Origin of the sequence: Pseudomonas putida, from assembly GCF_002025705.1 — a bacterium.
GTDB classification, from domain to species: Bacteria; Pseudomonadota; Gammaproteobacteria; order Pseudomonadales; family Pseudomonadaceae; genus Aquipseudomonas; species Aquipseudomonas putida_J.
Genome location: NZ_CP018846.1, coordinates 5903246 through 5918073 on the forward strand (window position 1 = coordinate 5903246; position 14828 = coordinate 5918073).

The following is a 14828-nucleotide window of genomic DNA, read 5'->3' on the forward strand; positions in this document are numbered from 1 at the left end:
GGCTTACCCCACTTTCACCATGTGCGGGGCGGCGCGCTCGCTGCCCTGGTGGTCCAGATCACGGCTGACCAGCAGCAGTACCTGGGCGGAGGCGTCGGACACCTGTGCCTTGTAGCCGGCGATGGAGCGGGCAAAGACGTTGTAGATGACCACGGCCGGGATCGCTGCGACCAGGCCCAGGGCAGTGGCCAGCAGGGCTTCGGCGATACCAGGGGCTACTACGGCCAGGTTGGTGGTCTGGGTCTTGGCGATGCCGATGAAGCTGTTCATGATGCCCCACACGGTACCGAACAGGCCTACGAAAGGCGCGGTGGAGCCAATGGTGGCGAGCACGCCGGTGCCGTTGCTCATGGTGCGACCGCTGGCGGCTACCAGGCGCTCCAGGCGGAAGCTGACGCGTTCCTTGATGCCTTCCTTCTCGCGGGCGTTGGCCGACAGGCGCATTTCTTCGAGGGCGTCGTGGACCAGGGTGTGGGCCAGGGTGCCTTCTTTATTGGAAACCTCGCTGGCTTCTTTCAGGCTTACCGACTTCTTCAGTGCGGCAATCTCGCCACGCAGGCGACGCTTGGCGCCCATCAGCTCGAAGCCCTTGGCGATCCAGATGGTCCAGGTGATGATCGAGGCGATGGCCAGGCCGATCATCACGATTTTGACGACGATGTCGGCGTTCTTGTACATGCCCCACGGGGACAGGTCATGGGCCATGCCCAGCGAGGTGTCTTCAACCAGTTCCTGAACGGCCGGGTCGGCGGCGGCAGGTGCATCGACCGGAGTCACGGCCTGGCCTTCGACAGCAGCCGGTGCCGGGGTGGCCGGAGCGGCAGCTGCAACCGGGGTGGCGGCGTTGGCGTCAGGCTCATCGGCCATGGCCAGCGGGGCCAGCACCAGGCTGAACATCAGCGCGGCGATGGCGCGCCAGGCGCGCGACGGGGTTGGCGAAGCGGAAGGTTGAGTACGTGTCATGCTGGCCGGACCTGATGAAGAAGAAAGTGTGCGTTCTCCAAGGCCTCGAGATCGGCCGAGAACAGATAGGGGTGCCATTATTGCAAGTAATTCTTGTTAACAAAAGTAATCTCGTTGCTTTTTTCGCCTTTGGTCTAGCCGCCTATCGTGTAATACGGCTAGCCTGATCCTTTGGTCTAGGGAGTTTTGTGATGTCAGACCTTTCCGCAATTATCGTGGGATGTGGTGATGTAGGCGGCCGTTTGGCCCTCCAGTTGCTGGCTAAAGGCTGGCAAGTTAGCGGCCTGCGCCGCTCGGTCGGGCAGCTGCCAGACGGTGTCGCGCCTATCGCCGCCGATCTTTCCGATCCCGCCATCCCCCAGTCGTGGCCGCAGCGCTCGCCGGACTATCTGGTGTATTGCGTGGCCGCCAGCCAGCACGACGAGGCGGGTTATCAGGCAGCCTATGTCGACGGTTTGCGCCATGTGCTGGCCTGGCTGGCCGAGCGCGGCCAGCGCCCGCGGCGTTTGCTGTTTGTCTCCAGCAGCAGCGTGTTTGCGCAAAAGGACGGCGAATGGATCGACGAAACCGCCGCCACCGAGCCTGAAGGTTATTCCGGGAAGGTGATGCTGGAGGCCGAGGGTTTGGCGCTGGCGAGTGGCATTCCCGCCAGCGTGATTCGCCTGACCGGCATCTACGGCCCGGGACGCGAGTGGTTGTTGAGCCAGGTGCGACAAGGCTACCGCGTGGCAGAAGAGCCGCCGCTTTATGGCAACCGGATTCATGCAGAAGATGCTGCGAGCCTGATGGCATACCTGCTGCAGGCTGACGCCGATGGCGTGGCGCTGGAGGATTGCTACATCGGCGTCGACGACGACCCGGCGCCGCTGGCCGATGTGGTGGCCTGGTTGCGCGCATATATGGGCGTCACCGAGTGGTCCGATGAGCAGCGGGTGCGGCGTACCGGCAGCAAGCGCTGCAGCAATGCCCGGGTGCGGGCGTTGGGCTGGGCGCCGCAGTATGCGAGCTATAAGGAAGGCTATGCGGCCATCCTGAAGGACAAGGGCTGAAACCTACAGGCTTGGTGCGGTCTTTGTAGAAGCGGCCTTGTGTCGCGAAAGGGCCGCAAGGCGGCCCCAGGATTTCGCATGCCAAATGGATCGCTGGGGCTGCTGTGCAGCCCTTTCGCGACACAAGGCCGCTCCCACAAGGATGGCGCCCGGTAGGGAGAGAGGCTTCAGTCCCGCTGCAGCACCCACTGCTGAGTACCGGCCGCCAATTGTGGAATTTCTTCTGCCTGTGCAGTGTTGACTGCCTGGAAGATCGCCAGCTTGTCGCCATCACGCTTGAAGATGAACGGTGCGCCGCGCTGGTTGCGCTCCAGCCACAGGCTGTCGTTGTTACCACCCATGTTGGCGCAGTCGCCGGCCAGGCACAGGGCGAAACGGTCCGGGCCAGGCAGGCCGGTAACGCTGCCGGTATCGCTGAAGTGCACGGTGGCGCCTTTACCTTGGCCTTCGATGATCTTCCAGTCGCCACCGAGGTAAGCCTGGTACAGCGCCTTCTCGAAGCTGCCGCCTAATGGCGCATTGCCGGGCTGCTTGGCGCGGACGAAGGTCTGCTCGGCACCGTTCTGGGCGGTGGCTTTCAATTCATCGCCATCCAGTTCGAGCTGTTCGGTCTGGCCACCTTCGAAGCTGGCCTGCCAATGTTTCTGGTTGGCACTCAGCTGGCCGTCGGCAGCTTCGAAGCCATTGCTGAAGCTGGCCTGTTGGTTGGTGACATCGAGTTTCCACTCGAACACCGGGCCGTGCTCGTTCAGGGCCTGGCGCAGGCTGCCGCCTTTGCTGGCGGCCTTGATGGCGGCCTGGTTGATCCAGGTGCCGTTGAAATCTTCGGGTTTGTGGCTGGCGCAGCCGCCCAGAAGCAGGGCTGCCAGCGCGAGGGGCAGTGCTTGACGCATGACGGGATAACCTTGCAGAGGAGGGTGACGGGCAGGGCGCCCGTCACCAGGGGCATCATTCGATGACCAGGATGGCGTCCATTTCGACCTGGGCGCCTTTCGGCAGCGCAGCCACGCCGATGGCGGCGCGGGCTGGGTATGGCTGTTCGAAGTAGCGGCCCATCACTTCGTTGACCTTGGCGAAGTGGCTCAGGTCGGTGAGGAAGATGTTCAGCTTGACGATGTCCTTGAACGAACCGCCAGCCGCTTCAGCCACGGCCTTGAGGTTCTCGAACACCTGTACGGTCTGGGCTTCGAAGCCTTCGACCAGCTCCATGGTCTTTGGGTCCAGTGGGATCTGGCCCGACATGTAGACGGTGTTGCCGGCCTTGATCGCCTGGGAGTAGGTGCCGATAGCGGCAGGGGCCTTGTCGCTGTTGATTACGGTCTTGCTCATGATGACTCCTTGCGGTTGGCGGACTACGTACGCATGCGGGTGATGCGGACCACGCCGGTCAAGGTACGCAGCTTCTTGATCACACGCGCCAGGTGCACACGATCGTGCACGCTGACCACCAGTTGGACCACGCTGATACGGCCGTCGCGTTCGTCCATGCTGATCTTCTCGATGTTGCCGTCGGCAGCGTTGACGCTGCTGGCCAGCAAGGCGATCAGGCCGCGCTGGTGTTCAAGCTCGACACGCAGCTCGACGTTGAATTCGCCAGCGATGTCCTTGGCCCAGGAGAGTTGTACGCACTTTTCCGGGTTGTGGCGGATTTCGCTGATGTTGCGGCAGGTTTCCAGGTGCACGACCATGCCCTTGCCCGCCGACAGGTGGCCGACGATCGGGTCGCCCGGGATCGGTGTGCAACACTTGGCGTAGCTCAGCACCAGGCCTTCGGTACCGCGGATCGCCAACGGGCCTTCCGGCGCCGGCAGCTGTTCGCCTTCGGCCGACAGCAGGCGACGGGCGACCACGTAGGCCATGCGGTTGCCCAGGCCGATGTCTTCGAGCAGGTCTTCGATGAGCTCCAGGCGGTACTCGGCAAGAATCGCCTGAATGCGCTCCTGAGGGATTTTCTCCAGGCTGCTGTCGAAGCCGGTCAGTACCTTGTTCAGCAGGCGCTCGCCGAGGCTGATCGACTCGGAGCGACGCTGCTGCTTGAGGGCGTGGCGAATGTGCGTACGCGCCTTGCCGGTGACCACGAAATTGAGCCAGGCCGGGTTTGGCCGTGCGCCCGGGGCGCTGACGATTTCCACTGTCGAACCGCTTTGCAGCGGTTCGGACAGCGGCGCCAGGCGGCGGTTGATGCGGCAGGCGATGCAGCTGTTGCCAACGTCGGTATGCACCGCGTAAGCGAAGTCGACGGCGGTGGAGCCTTTGGGCAGCTCCATGATCCGGCCTTTGGGCGTGAACACATAGACCTCGTCCGGGAACAGGTCGATCTTCACGCTTTCGATGAATTCCAGCGAGTTGCCAGCGCGTTGCTGCAGCTCGAGGATGCCCTTTACCCACTGACGCGCCCGGGCATGGCTGCCCTTGGGCTGCTCGTCTTCGTTGGACTTGTACAGCCAGTGCGCGGCGATGCCGTTGTTGGCCATCTCTTCCATCTCGCGGGTGCGGATCTGGATTTCGATGGGCACGCCGTGCATGCCGAACAGCGTGGTGTGCAACGACTGGTAGCCGTTGGCCTTGGGAATCGCGATGTAATCCTTGAAGCGACCAGGCAGCGGCTTGTACAGGTTATGCACGGCGCCGAGTACGCGGTAGCAGGTGTCGACCTTGTCGACGATGATGCGGAAGGCATACACGTCCATGATCTCGTTGAAGGCGCGACGTTTGCCACGCATCTTCTTGTAGATGCCATAGAGGTGTTTCTGCCGCCCGCTGACTTCGCCCTGGATGCCGTCCGCGGCCAGGCAGTTGGCCAGCGAGTGCTCGATCTTGGCGACGATCTCTTTACGGTTGCCGCGTGCGCTCTTCACTGCCCGGTGGATCAGCGACGACCGCATCGGGTGCATGGCCTTGAAGCCAAGGTCTTCGAACTCTACGCGCACCGTGTGCATGCCCAGGCGGTTGGCGATGGGGGCGTAGATCTCGAGGGTTTCCTTGGCGATGCGCCGGCGTTTTTCGCCAGACAGCACTTCCAGGGTGCGCATGTTGTGCAGGCGGTCGGCCAGCTTGACCAGGATCACGCGGATATCGCGGGCCATGGCCATGGCCATCTTCTGGAAGTTTTCGGCCTGCGCTTCGGCCTTGGTCTCGAAGTTCATCTGGGTCAGCTTGCTGACCCCATCGACCAGTTCGGCCACGGTCTCGCCAAACTGCTGGCAGAGGGCTTCCTTGGCGATGCCGGTGTCTTCGATCACGTCGTGCAGCATGGCTGCCATCAGGCTCTGATGGTCCATGTGCATGTCGGCGAGGATGCTGGCCACGGCCAGCGGATGTGTCACGTAGGGCTCGCCGCTGCGGCGGCGCTGCCCATCGTGTGCCTGTTCGGCGTAGAAATAGGCGCGGCGAACCAGGTTGACCTGTTCGGGGCCCAGGTAGGTCGACAGCCGTTCGGCTAAGGCTTCTATGCCCGGCATGGTTTCACCTCTTGCCGAGGAAGAGGGCCTTGTGCCGCGCGACGTCGACAGGGCATCGATCAGACAGCCTCGTTGGACTCGTCCTCGAACGCGGCGAAGACCGGATCCTCGGTGACGATCTCTTCGGCGGCGATGAACTCAGGGGTAACGATGCCTTCGGCGATTTCGCGCAGGGCGACCACGGTCGGCTTGTCGTTTTCCCATGCTACGCGTGGCTCTTTGCCGCCGGTAGCCAGCTGACGGGCGCGCTTGGTCGAGAGCATGACCAGCTCAAAACGGTTATCCACGTGTTCCAGGCAGTCTTCAACAGTTACGCGGGCCATGGTCTTCCTCAGTAGCAAATGCGGTGGGCGTGCAGCCCAATATGGGCAGGCGGACTCGATAGTTTAAAAAATCACCAGCCAATAGGGAAGCGCTGTTTTGCCGGGCGGTCGCCTTCGAGCCCTGTGTCGGCTTCTTCGCGTCCAACCCCACTCCCACAGGAATGATGCATCTCTCACCAGCACCGCTCACGCTGTGGGAGCGGGCTTGCCCGCGAAAGGGCCGGAACAGACACCCTCGATACTTGATTCCGACGATAACCTCAGAGCATTGCATCCCGCAACCGCGGCGTCAGTTCTTCGAACAGCGTCTGCACCGAGCGCAACGCCCGGCAGTCCGGCCGGGTCAGCAGCCATAACTGGGTGTCGCATCCCGGCAGCGGCCCGCTCAACGCATCCACCCCCGGCAGGGCATCGACCATATAGTCAGGCAGCGCCGCCACGCCCAGCCCGGTGCTCACCAGTTGGGCGATGGTCGACATGCCGCTGCACTGGTAGCGCGGGCTCAGCCCCGGATACTGCTGGTTGCGCCAGACCACGGTCGGATGGTCCTGCATCGAGTCGTCGGGGGCGATCCACGGCACGCTGCTGGCCGAAGCGTTCAAGCGCTCGCGCCATTGTGGCTGACCGCAGATCACATAGGAGGTGGAGCCTAGGCAACGCCCTACCAGATGCTCTGGCGGCGTATTGGTCAGGCGCAAGGCGATGTCGGCATCGCGCCGGCTGAGGTTGGCAAAGGTGTTGGAGGTGCCCATTTCCAGCGACAACGCCGGGTAGTTGGGCATGAACGCGGCCAATGCCGGCAGCAGCAGGCTGTGCATCACCGCCTCGGTGCAGGTCAGGCGCACGGTGCCGCTGACCACCTGCTCACCGCTGGTCATGGCGATGCGTGCGGCATCCAGCGCCTGCTCGGCGCGCTCGGCCTGCTCGGCCAGGGCCTGGGCCGTGTCGGTCGGCAGGTAACCCTTGCGGCTTTTCACGAACAGCGCGGTGCCTAGCGCCGACTCCAGCCGGCGAATCGAGCGGAACACGGTCGAAACGTCGACCTTGAGCAGTTCGGCGGCCTTGGCCAGTGAGCGCCCGCGTTCCAGTGCCAGGACCAGAGAGAGGTCGGCGTGGGTAATTTGATATTGCATTGGTGCACGCTCTGCTTGCCGAATTGCCAATGTCTGTTGCGTGAGGGCCATTTTATAGTGAAACGGCCCCCGGGAATCAATGCGCCCGGTCGGGTAACCAATCCCCACGATGGGAAAGTGAAAAGAACAACAGCTGCAACCATCGTCGCCCGTGAGGCGCCAGCCGTATCCCCACATCGCCGCAGCAAATCATAGGATGTAAGCCATGACGTCGGTCACCCCGTGCGCCAGTACTTCCAGCGAGATGAATGACTTCCTTCAGGCCCATCCGGATACGCAGTACGTCGACCTGCTGATTTCCGACATGAACGGCGTGGTACGCGGCAAGCGCATCGAGCGCGCCAGCCTGCACAAAGTGTACGAAAAGGGTATCAACCTGCCAGCCTCGTTGTTCGCCCTCGACATCAATGGCTCCACCGTGGAAAGCACCGGCCTGGGCCTGGACATCGGCGACGCTGACCGTATCTGTTTCCCGATTGCCGGCACGCTTTCGGACGAGCCGTGGCAGAAGCGCCCGACCGCACAGCTGCTGATGACCATGCACGAACTCGACGGTGAGCCATTCTTTGCCGACCCGCGCGAAGTGCTGCGTCAAGTGGTGAGCAAGTTCGACGCCATGGGCCTGGATATCTGCGCCGCGTTCGAGCTGGAGTTCTACCTGATCGACCAGGACAACCTCAACGGCCGCCCGCAGCCGCCTCGTTCGCCAATCTCGGGCAAGCGCCCGCAGTCGACCCAGGTGTACCTGATCGACGACCTCGACGAATACGCCGACTGCCTCCAGGACATGCTCGAAGCGGCCAAGGAGCAAGGCCTGCCAGCCGATGCGATCGTCAAGGAAAGCGCCCCGGCGCAGTTCGAGGTCAACCTGCACCACGTTGCCGACCCGATGAAGGCCTGCGACTACGCGATCCTGCTCAAGCGCCTGATCAAGAACGTCGCCTACGACCATGAAATGGACACCACCTTCATGGCCAAGCCCTACCCGGGCCAGGCGGGCAACGGCCTGCACGTGCACATCTCGCTGCTGGACAAGAAAACCGGCAAGAACATCTTCGCCCATGAAGACCCGCTGCAAAGCGACGCCCTGCGCCACGCCATCGGTGGCGTGCTGGAGACCATGCCGGCGTCGATGGCCTTCCTGTGCCCGAACATCAACTCCTACCGCCGCTTCGGTGCACAGTTCTACGTGCCTAATGCGCCGAGCTGGGGCCTGGACAACCGCACCGTAGCTGTTCGCGTACCGACCGATAGCAGCGAAAACGTACGCATCGAGCACCGCGTGGCTGGCGCCGATGCCAACCCGTACCTGATGCTGGCGGCGATCCTGGCCGGTATCCACCACGGCCTGACCAGCAAGATCGAGCCGGGTGCGCCGATCGAAGGCAACTCCTACGAACAGCTGGAGCAGAGCCTGCCGAACAATCTGCGCGACGCCCTGCGTGCGCTGGATGACAGCGAAGTCCTCAACCAATACATCAGCCCGGACTACATCGACATCTTCGTGGCCTGCAAGGAAAGTGAGCTGGCCGAGTTCGAAGTTTCGATTTCCGACCTCGAGTACAACTGGTACCTGCACACGGTGTAAGCCCATGAGCGCAATTGCGGTCCCCTTGATTGGTATCAGCGCCTGCCGCCAGCAGGTGGGGAAGAACTCGTCGCACACAGTGGGCGACAAGTATGTCGAGGCAGCGGGCTTTGCCGGGCTGCCGCTGATTCTGCCGGCCCGCGACGGCGGCAGCGACACTCAGGCGTTGCTGGCCCGGCTCGATGGCATTGTTTTCACCGGCTCACCTTCAAATATCGAGCCGCATCATTACAATGGCGCCGCCAGCGCCGAAGGGACCCGACACGACCTTGCCCGAGACCGGCTGACCCTGCCGTTGCTGCAGGCGGCGATTGCCGCCGGTGTGCCTGTGTTCTGCATCTGTCGTGGCTTCCAGGAGTTGAATGTGGCCTTGGGCGGCAGCCTGCACCAGCGCGTGCAGGAGCTGCCCGGCTACCTGGATCACCGTGAACCGGAGGACGCACCGCTGGAGGTGCAATACGGCCCTCGTCATCCTGTCAGCGTTGCGCCTGGCGGGTTGTTCGAGCGCCTGGGCCTGGCTGCGCAGTTCGAGGTCAACTCGTTGCACAGCCAGGGCATCGACCACCTGGCACCGGGCCTGCGGGTCGAGGCACGGGCCCCGGATGGTCTGATCGAAGCGGTGTCGATGCCTGACGCACCGGGCTTTGTGCTTGGTGTGCAGTGGCACCCGGAATGGCGTTTCGCCGACAACCCGGTCTCAAGGCGCCTTTTCCAGGCGTTCCGCGAGGCCTGCATTGCCCATGCTGCACGGGAGGTCTGACAGCAAGTCAGCCAAAAGTCCGGGATGACTCACCCCCGTCAGTGCGCTTTCAATGAGTGGAAGCAGGCCTTGGGATCAGGGCCTGTGAAAACAATTCCAATAGTTACGGCAAAAACTCATGAGCAATTACACAGAAGCCGGCCGCCCACCCGATGTGGCCGACTCGGGCAGCACTCAACGCAGCAAAGGCCTGGCCAAGGGCCGTCTTGGCCTGCTGGCCAGCGTGGTGCTGGGCATTTCCACCATTGCCCCGGTCTACACCCTGACCGGCGCCCTTGGCCCGACCGTACGTGAGGTCGGTGCTCATCTTCCTGCCGTGTTCATCGTCGGCTTCCTGCCGATGCTGCTGGTTGCCCTGGGCTATCGCGAACTGAATTCGGCCGAGCCGGACAGCGGCACTTCGTTTACCTGGTCGGCCCGCGCCTTTGGCCCGATGATCGGCTGGATCGGCGGTTGGGGGCTGGTCGTTGCCACCACCATCGTGCTGTCCAACCTGGCAGGCGTTGCCGTCGACTTCTTCTATCTGTTCCTCAGCCAGATCACCGGCCACCACGAGCTGGCAGCCCTGGCCGACAACCTGTTGATCAATATCGCCACCTGTTGCGTGTTCATTGCCCTGGCGGTGTGGATCTGCTGTCGTGGCATGGCCACCACCATGACCGTGCAGTACGGCCTGGTGGCGCTACAGCTGATGGTATTGCTCGGCTTTGCCTTCGCGGCCTTCGGCGGTACCACCGCGCCGCCGCCGCTGGAGTTCGATTTCGCCTGGTTCAACCCGTTCGGTGTCGAGTCGTTCTCGGCCTTTGCTGCGGGGCTGTCACTGTCGATCTTCATTTTCTGGGGCTGGGACGTGTGCCTGACTGTCAGCGAAGAGTCGATCGGCAGCGACGAAGTGCCGGGCAAGGCGGCGACCTGGACGGTGCTGCTGATCCTTGGCCTGTATCTGGTCACCGCCATCGCCACCCTGCAGTTCGCAGGCATCAGCGAGCATGGCCTGGGCCTGAACAACCCGCGCATCCAGGAAAACGTGTTTGCTCACCTGGCCGGGCCGGTGATGGGGCCGTTGGCGATCCTGATGTCGATTGCGGTACTGGCGAGCACCGCGGCGTCGCTGCAGTCGACCTTCGTGTCGCCGGCGCGCACGCTGTTGGCCATGGGTTACTACGGCGCGGTGCCGCAGAAATTCGCCAGCGTCTGCCCGCGCTCGCAAACCCCGCGTTACGCGACCATCTGCGCTGGTGTGGCGGCGGGCCTGTTCTACGTGACCATGCGTACCCTGAGCGAGAACGTGCTGGCTGACACCATCACGGCGCTGGGCATGATGATCTGCTTCTATTACTCGCTGACCGCATTCGCTTGTGTCTGGTACTTCCGCGACAGCCTGTTCGGCAGCCTGCGCCACTTCTTCATGCGTGGCCTGTGCCCGCTGGTGGGAGGGGTGATCCTGTCGGTGATCTTCGTGCGTACGGCCATCGACAGCGCCTCGCCGGATTTCGGCAGTGGCTCGCATGTGGCGGGGTTGGGGTTGGTGTTCGTGATTGCGGCGATCATTTCGGCACTGGGGATCGTGCTGATGATGATTTCGCGGATGCGCGCGCCGGCCTACTTCCTGGGGGCTACCCTGCGCCAGCAGGCCACCTTGCCATTGCAGGAATAATTTTGGGGGCGCTTTGCGCCCCTTTCGCGACACAAGGCCGCTCCTACAGGGGGTCGCATCAGCCGATGCTGACACGGTCCCTTGTAGGAGCGGCCTTGATCTGGTCAAGTAATTTTGGACACCGGTTAAGGTTCATGCCGCTGCCCTGAGCTTTTCCTCCATAGCTACCGGGGTCTCGTAGCCGTTGTAGCTGTGGAGACGCTTTAGGTTGTAGCGCACCAAATAAGCCATGATGTCGGCTTTAGCTTCAGCTTCGGATTCATAGCCTCCTGCTGGCACCCATTCTGATTTCAATGCCCCGAAGAATCGCTCCATGGCCGCATTGTCCCAGCATTGGCCACGGTGGCTCATGCTCTGTTTCAAGCTGCACTCTTCAAGTACAGCCCTGAATTTATGGCTGGTGTACTGACAACCTTGATCTGAATGAAACATCACGCCCGTAGGCTTGCCTCTGGACTCAGACGCCATGCGCAGCGCGTCACAGGCCAACTTGGCATCAGCAGTCATTGAAAACGCCCAGCCCACAACTCGGCGTGCGTACAAGTCGATTACTGCGGCCAAGTACAGCCAACGTCTGCCAACCTGAATGTAAGTCACATCGCCACACCAGACCTCGTTGATCGTTGAAACCTTGAAGTTTCGCTTCAGTTGGTTTTCCGCAATCAGTGCTTCCGTGCCTGATGACCGATACCGGTGTGGCCTACGCTGCCGGCATTTCAGGCCAGCTTCACGCATAAGCGCACGCACTTTGTAACGCCCAACCACATGGCCTTCACGCCGCAGTTCTTGCATCAACGTGCGTGAACCCGCGGAGCTTCGTGACGCCATGAAGTGATTGATTACACGCGAGCGTAGAGCATCCCTGCCGGGATTCTCACGCCCTTGGCGTTTGCGCCATGCATAGAAACTACTGCGTTTGACCCCAAGCACACGACAGCAGTCGACAACACCGTATTGCTCACTCAGCTCGTTGATCAGCGAGAACGATCTTTGGAGTCCCGAAGCAGGAGAGCACTGGCCTTTTTTAGGATTTCGATATCCCGATCCTTTTGACGAACCAATGCTTCCAGCTCTTCGATACGTTGCTGCTCCGGAGTGATGGCTTTGGCTCCAGTCGGAACCTTACCCTCTCTCTCCTGGCGTACCTGCTCAACCCAACGGCGAAGGGCTGTACGGCCAATCCCGAGGATTTCGCATACCTCAGGAACTGACTGGCCACCGTCCAGGACCATTTCGGCAGCTTGGATTTTGTGTTCTTTCGAATAAGACTTGCGCACTGATTTTGCCTCCAATTGGGCGCCATCATAGCGCCCGATGAAGGTGTCCAAAATCATTAGGCCAGTTCACCTTGTGTCGCGAAAGGGCTGCAAAGCAGCCCCCATCAATCTTCAGGCGAGCAATTCTTCCAGCAGGCCACCGTGGCGCTGCTGCTGCTTCTTCAGCAGCAGGCGATTGGCCACGAACACTGCCTTCAATTCCTCCAGCGCCACGTCGAAGTCGTCATTGATGATGACGTACTCATACTCGTCGTAGTGCTCCATCTCGCTGACAGCTTCCTTCATGCGGCCAGCGATGATCTCTTCGCTGTCCTGGCCACGGCCGTCCAGACGCTCGCGCAGGGCTTGCTGGCTTGGCGGCAGGATGAACACCGAACGCGCCTCGGGCATCAGCTTGCGAACCTGCTGGGCGCCTTGCCAGTCGATTTCCAGGATCAGGTCGTTGCCCTGGTCCAGCACCTCTTGCAGCGCGCTGCGCGAAGTCCCGTAGAAATTGCCAAACACTTCGGCGTGCTCGAGGAAGTCACCCTGGGTGATCAGCCCCTTGAAATCGTCATGGCTGACGAAGTGGTAGTTCACGCCGTGCTGCTCGCCCGGGCGCATGGCGCGGGTGGTGTGCGAGACCGAGACGCTGACGCGGGGGTCGGCCTTGATCAGGGCGGTGACCAGGCTGGTCTTGCCGGCGCCGGACGGTGCCGAAACGATATAGAGGGTGCCGCTGCTTTGATTCATGGTCGGGGTGGCCTTACTCGATGTTCTGTACTTGTTCACGCATCTGTTCGATCAACACCTTCAGGTTGACCGCCGCTTGCGTGCTGCGTGGGTCGAAGGCCTTGGAGCCCAAGGTGTTGGCTTCGCGGTTGAGTTCCTGCATCAGGAAGTCCAGGCGCCGACCGGCAGCGCCCCCGGACTTGAGCACCCGGCGCACTTCGTTGACGTGGGTGCTGAGGCGGTCGAGCTCTTCGGCAACGTCGCTCTTCTGTGCCAGCAGCACCATCTCCTGTTCCAGGCGCTGCGGGTCGAGCTCGGCCTTGAGGTCACCGAAGCGGTCGATGATCTTCTGCCGCTGGGCAGCGAGCATCTGTGGCACCAGGGCGCGCAAGGTGGTGACCTCGGTGGTCATGCTGTCCAGGCGTTCGTTGATCAGCCGGGCCAGTTCCTGGCCTTCGCGCAGGCGCCCGGCCTTGAGTTCGGCCAAGGCCTCGTCGAACAACGCTACGGCTTCGGCATTCAGGGCCTGCGGGTCAGTGGCGTCGGCTACCAGCACGCCGGGCCAGGAAAGCACTTCCAGCGGGTTGAGCGCAGCTGGCTGCTTGATCAGGCCGGCGACCTCTTCGGCAGCGGCGACCAGCTGCGCGGCGCGCTCGCGGTCGACCTTGAGCGGCTTGCCGTTGCTGTCTTCGTGCAGGCGCAAGGTGCATTCGACCTTGCCACGCGACAGGCCCTGGCGCAGGCCTTCACGTACCGCGCCTTCGAGGTCGCGCAGGGCGTCCGGCAGGCGCAGGTGAGGCTCAAGGTAACGGTGGTTGACCGAGCGCAATTCCCAGACCAGCGTGCCTTGGCTGCCTGCGCGCTCGACACGAGCAAAAGCGGTCATGCTGTGCACCATGGGAAGTACCTCGCGTAAATGAATTGAAGGCGCGGGATTGTAGCGCAGTGCGCACGTGGCGCCCAATCCGCCCATGTTACAGAGCGCGTGCCAGCGAGTGGGAAAAGTCGACAGGCTGCCGGGAGCGCGACAATAGGCATGTCCTCTGTGGGCGACGGGCTCTATAATGGCGGGCAGATTCAAAGTCCCAGTACAGGTATCCCAGATGAAACGTCCAAGTGGTCGCGCCGCCGATCAGCTCCGCTCGATCCGCATCACCCGCAACTACACCAAGCACGCCGAAGGGTCGGTACTGGTCGAGTTCGGTGACACCAAAGTCATCTGCACGGTCAGCGTCGAAAACGGCGTACCGCGCTTCCTCAAAGGCCAGGGCCAAGGCTGGCTGACCGCCGAGTACGGCATGCTGCCGCGTTCCACCGGTGAGCGTAACCAGCGCGAAGCCAGCCGTGGCAAGCAAGGCGGCCGTACCCTGGAAATCCAGCGCCTGATCGGCCGTTCGCTGCGTGCCGCGCTGGACATGAGCAAGCTCGGTGACATCACTCTGTACATCGACTGCGACGTGATCCAGGCCGATGGCGGTACCCGCACCGCTTCGATCACCGGCGCCATGGTCGCCCTGTGCGACGCCCTGGCCGTGATCAAGAAGCGCGGTGGCCTGAAGGCCGGCAACCCGCTCAAGCACATGATCGCTGCCGTATCGGTGGGCATGTACCAGGGCGAAGCGGTACTCGACCTGGATTACCTGGAAGACTCGGCTGCCGAAACCGACCTGAACGTGGTCATGACCAGCGCCGGTGGTTTCATCGAAGTACAGGGCACCGCCGAAGGTGCGCCGTTCCAGCCTGAAGATTTCAACGCCATGCTGGCCCTGGCGCAAAAGGGCATGAACGAAATCTTCGAATTGCAGAACGCCGCGCTGGCCGACTGAGTTTGTCGATGATCCTTCGACCGATCAAATAAAGCTGGGGCTGCTTTGCAGCCCTTTCGCGACACAAGGCCGCTCCTACA

Annotated in this window: 15 protein-coding genes; 5 read left to right on the forward strand and 10 right to left on the reverse strand. The window is 62.2% G+C overall.

Annotation, left to right across the window (positions count from 1 at the left end; translation table 11 throughout):
- Positions 1 to 3: 3 nt before the first annotated feature.
- On the reverse strand, positions 4 to 963 hold the full coding sequence (exbB, locus tag BUQ73_RS26640) for a tonB-system energizer ExbB (RefSeq protein ID WP_079230317.1): 960 nt from the start codon (positions 961 to 963) through the stop codon (positions 4 to 6).
- A 191-nt stretch (positions 964 to 1154) separates the two neighbouring features.
- Here exbB and BUQ73_RS26645 point away from each other — a divergent pair, with 191 nt between their 5' ends.
- Positions 1155 to 2012: an SDR family oxidoreductase gene (locus BUQ73_RS26645; RefSeq protein ID WP_079230318.1), complete on the forward strand. Its 858-nt coding sequence runs from the start codon at positions 1155 to 1157 to the stop codon at positions 2010 to 2012.
- 167 nt (positions 2013 to 2179) lie between these two features.
- Here BUQ73_RS26645 and BUQ73_RS26650 read toward each other — a convergent pair whose 3' ends face one another.
- The 5 genes from BUQ73_RS26650 to BUQ73_RS26670 form a co-directional block, all read right to left on the reverse strand.
- Entirely contained in the window at positions 2180 to 2905 is a 726-nt protein-coding gene (locus tag BUQ73_RS26650) for a hypothetical protein (protein WP_079230319.1), read from the reverse strand.
- Positions 2906 to 2960: 55 nt separating this feature from the next.
- Positions 2961 to 3341: a RidA family protein gene (locus tag BUQ73_RS26655; protein WP_009684531.1), complete on the reverse strand. Its 381-nt coding sequence runs from the start codon at positions 3339 to 3341 to the stop codon at positions 2961 to 2963.
- 23 nt (positions 3342 to 3364) lie between these two features.
- Positions 3365 to 5473 carry a bifunctional GTP diphosphokinase/guanosine-3',5'-bis pyrophosphate 3'-pyrophosphohydrolase gene (spoT, locus tag BUQ73_RS26660; RefSeq protein ID WP_079230320.1) on the reverse strand — a complete coding sequence of 703 codons (2109 nt, stop codon included), beginning with the start codon at positions 5471 to 5473 and terminating at the stop codon, positions 3365 to 3367.
- Between the two features lie 59 nt (positions 5474 to 5532).
- The gene (gene rpoZ / locus BUQ73_RS26665) at positions 5533 to 5796 is read right to left on the reverse strand and encodes a DNA-directed RNA polymerase subunit omega (RefSeq protein ID WP_016394025.1); all 264 of its coding nucleotides are present in this window, start codon (positions 5794 to 5796) and stop codon (positions 5533 to 5535) included.
- Between the two features lie 260 nt (positions 5797 to 6056).
- Entirely contained in the window at positions 6057 to 6929 is an 873-nt protein-coding gene (locus tag BUQ73_RS26670; protein ID WP_079230321.1) for a LysR family transcriptional regulator, read from the reverse strand.
- 205 nt (positions 6930 to 7134) lie between these two features.
- Between BUQ73_RS26670 and BUQ73_RS26675 the strand changes: the two genes are divergently transcribed.
- The 3 genes from BUQ73_RS26675 (at position 7135) to BUQ73_RS26685 (ending at position 10934) form a co-directional block, all read left to right on the forward strand.
- Positions 7135 to 8517, forward strand: coding sequence for a glutamine synthetase family protein (locus tag BUQ73_RS26675; RefSeq protein WP_079230322.1), 1383 nt, complete (start codon positions 7135 to 7137; stop codon positions 8515 to 8517).
- A gap of 4 nt (positions 8518 to 8521) precedes the next feature.
- Complete coding sequence (locus BUQ73_RS26680) at positions 8522 to 9277, forward strand: gamma-glutamyl-gamma-aminobutyrate hydrolase family protein (RefSeq protein WP_079230323.1); 756 nt, start codon at positions 8522 to 8524, stop codon at positions 9275 to 9277.
- A 118-nt stretch (positions 9278 to 9395) separates the two neighbouring features.
- The gene (locus BUQ73_RS26685) at positions 9396 to 10934 is read left to right on the forward strand and encodes an APC family permease (RefSeq protein WP_060483799.1); all 1539 of its coding nucleotides are present in this window, start codon (positions 9396 to 9398) and stop codon (positions 10932 to 10934) included.
- Between the two features lie 132 nt (positions 10935 to 11066).
- Here the strand turns inward: BUQ73_RS26685 and BUQ73_RS26690 are convergent, their stop codons facing one another.
- The 4 genes from BUQ73_RS26690 to BUQ73_RS26700 are packed head-to-tail and all read right to left on the reverse strand — an operon-like array spanning position 11067 to position 13820.
- A complete protein-coding gene (locus tag BUQ73_RS26690; protein ID WP_322114594.1) occupies positions 11067 to 11996 on the reverse strand; it encodes an IS3 family transposase in 930 nt (309 codons plus the stop codon).
- The gene (locus BUQ73_RS28805) at positions 11909 to 12268 is read right to left on the reverse strand and encodes a transposase (protein ID WP_237772709.1); all 360 of its coding nucleotides are present in this window, start codon (positions 12266 to 12268) and stop codon (positions 11909 to 11911) included. Before BUQ73_RS28805 ends, BUQ73_RS26690 begins: the two co-directional genes overlap by 88 nt.
- Positions 12269 to 12322: 54 nt before the next feature.
- Positions 12323 to 12943 (reverse strand): guanylate kinase, encoded by a 621-nt coding sequence (gene gmk, locus BUQ73_RS26695; protein WP_079230324.1) that lies wholly within the window; start codon positions 12941 to 12943, stop codon positions 12323 to 12325.
- 13 nt (positions 12944 to 12956) lie between these two features.
- Positions 12957 to 13820, reverse strand: coding sequence for a YicC/YloC family endoribonuclease (locus BUQ73_RS26700; protein WP_079230325.1), 864 nt, complete (start codon positions 13818 to 13820; stop codon positions 12957 to 12959).
- A gap of 205 nt (positions 13821 to 14025) precedes the next feature.
- Here BUQ73_RS26700 and rph point away from each other — a divergent pair, with 205 nt between their 5' ends.
- Complete coding sequence (gene rph / locus BUQ73_RS26705) at positions 14026 to 14748, forward strand: ribonuclease PH (RefSeq protein WP_060507689.1); 723 nt, start codon at positions 14026 to 14028, stop codon at positions 14746 to 14748.
- The last annotated feature ends 80 nt before the right edge of the window (positions 14749 to 14828 follow it).

Coding starts and splice junctions, on each gene's coding strand:
- exbB (WP_079230317.1), bottom strand. CDS start 963: ATGACACGTACTCAACCTTCCGCTTCGCCAACCCCGTCGCGCGCCTGG.
- BUQ73_RS26645 (WP_079230318.1), top strand. CDS start 1,155: ATGTCAGACCTTTCCGCAATTATCGTGGGATGTGGTGATGTAGGCGGC.
- BUQ73_RS26650 (WP_079230319.1), bottom strand. CDS start 2,905: ATGCGTCAAGCACTGCCCCTCGCGCTGGCAGCCCTGCTTCTGGGCGGC.
- BUQ73_RS26655 (WP_009684531.1), bottom strand. CDS start 3,341: ATGAGCAAGACCGTAATCAACAGCGACAAGGCCCCTGCCGCTATCGGC.
- spoT (WP_079230320.1), bottom strand. CDS start 5,473: ATGCCGGGCATAGAAGCCTTAGCCGAACGGCTGTCGACCTACCTGGGC.
- rpoZ (WP_016394025.1), bottom strand. CDS start 5,796: ATGGCCCGCGTAACTGTTGAAGACTGCCTGGAACACGTGGATAACCGT.
- BUQ73_RS26670 (WP_079230321.1), bottom strand. CDS start 6,929: ATGCAATATCAAATTACCCACGCCGACCTCTCTCTGGTCCTGGCACTG.
- BUQ73_RS26675 (WP_079230322.1), top strand. CDS start 7,135: ATGACGTCGGTCACCCCGTGCGCCAGTACTTCCAGCGAGATGAATGAC.
- BUQ73_RS26680 (WP_079230323.1), top strand. CDS start 8,522: ATGAGCGCAATTGCGGTCCCCTTGATTGGTATCAGCGCCTGCCGCCAG.
- BUQ73_RS26685 (WP_060483799.1), top strand. CDS start 9,396: ATGAGCAATTACACAGAAGCCGGCCGCCCACCCGATGTGGCCGACTCG.
- BUQ73_RS28805 (WP_237772709.1), bottom strand. CDS start 12,268: ATGATTTTGGACACCTTCATCGGGCGCTATGATGGCGCCCAATTGGAG.
- gmk (WP_079230324.1), bottom strand. CDS start 12,943: ATGAATCAAAGCAGCGGCACCCTCTATATCGTTTCGGCACCGTCCGGC.
- BUQ73_RS26700 (WP_079230325.1), bottom strand. CDS start 13,820: ATGGTGCACAGCATGACCGCTTTTGCTCGTGTCGAGCGCGCAGGCAGC.
- rph (WP_060507689.1), top strand. CDS start 14,026: ATGAAACGTCCAAGTGGTCGCGCCGCCGATCAGCTCCGCTCGATCCGC.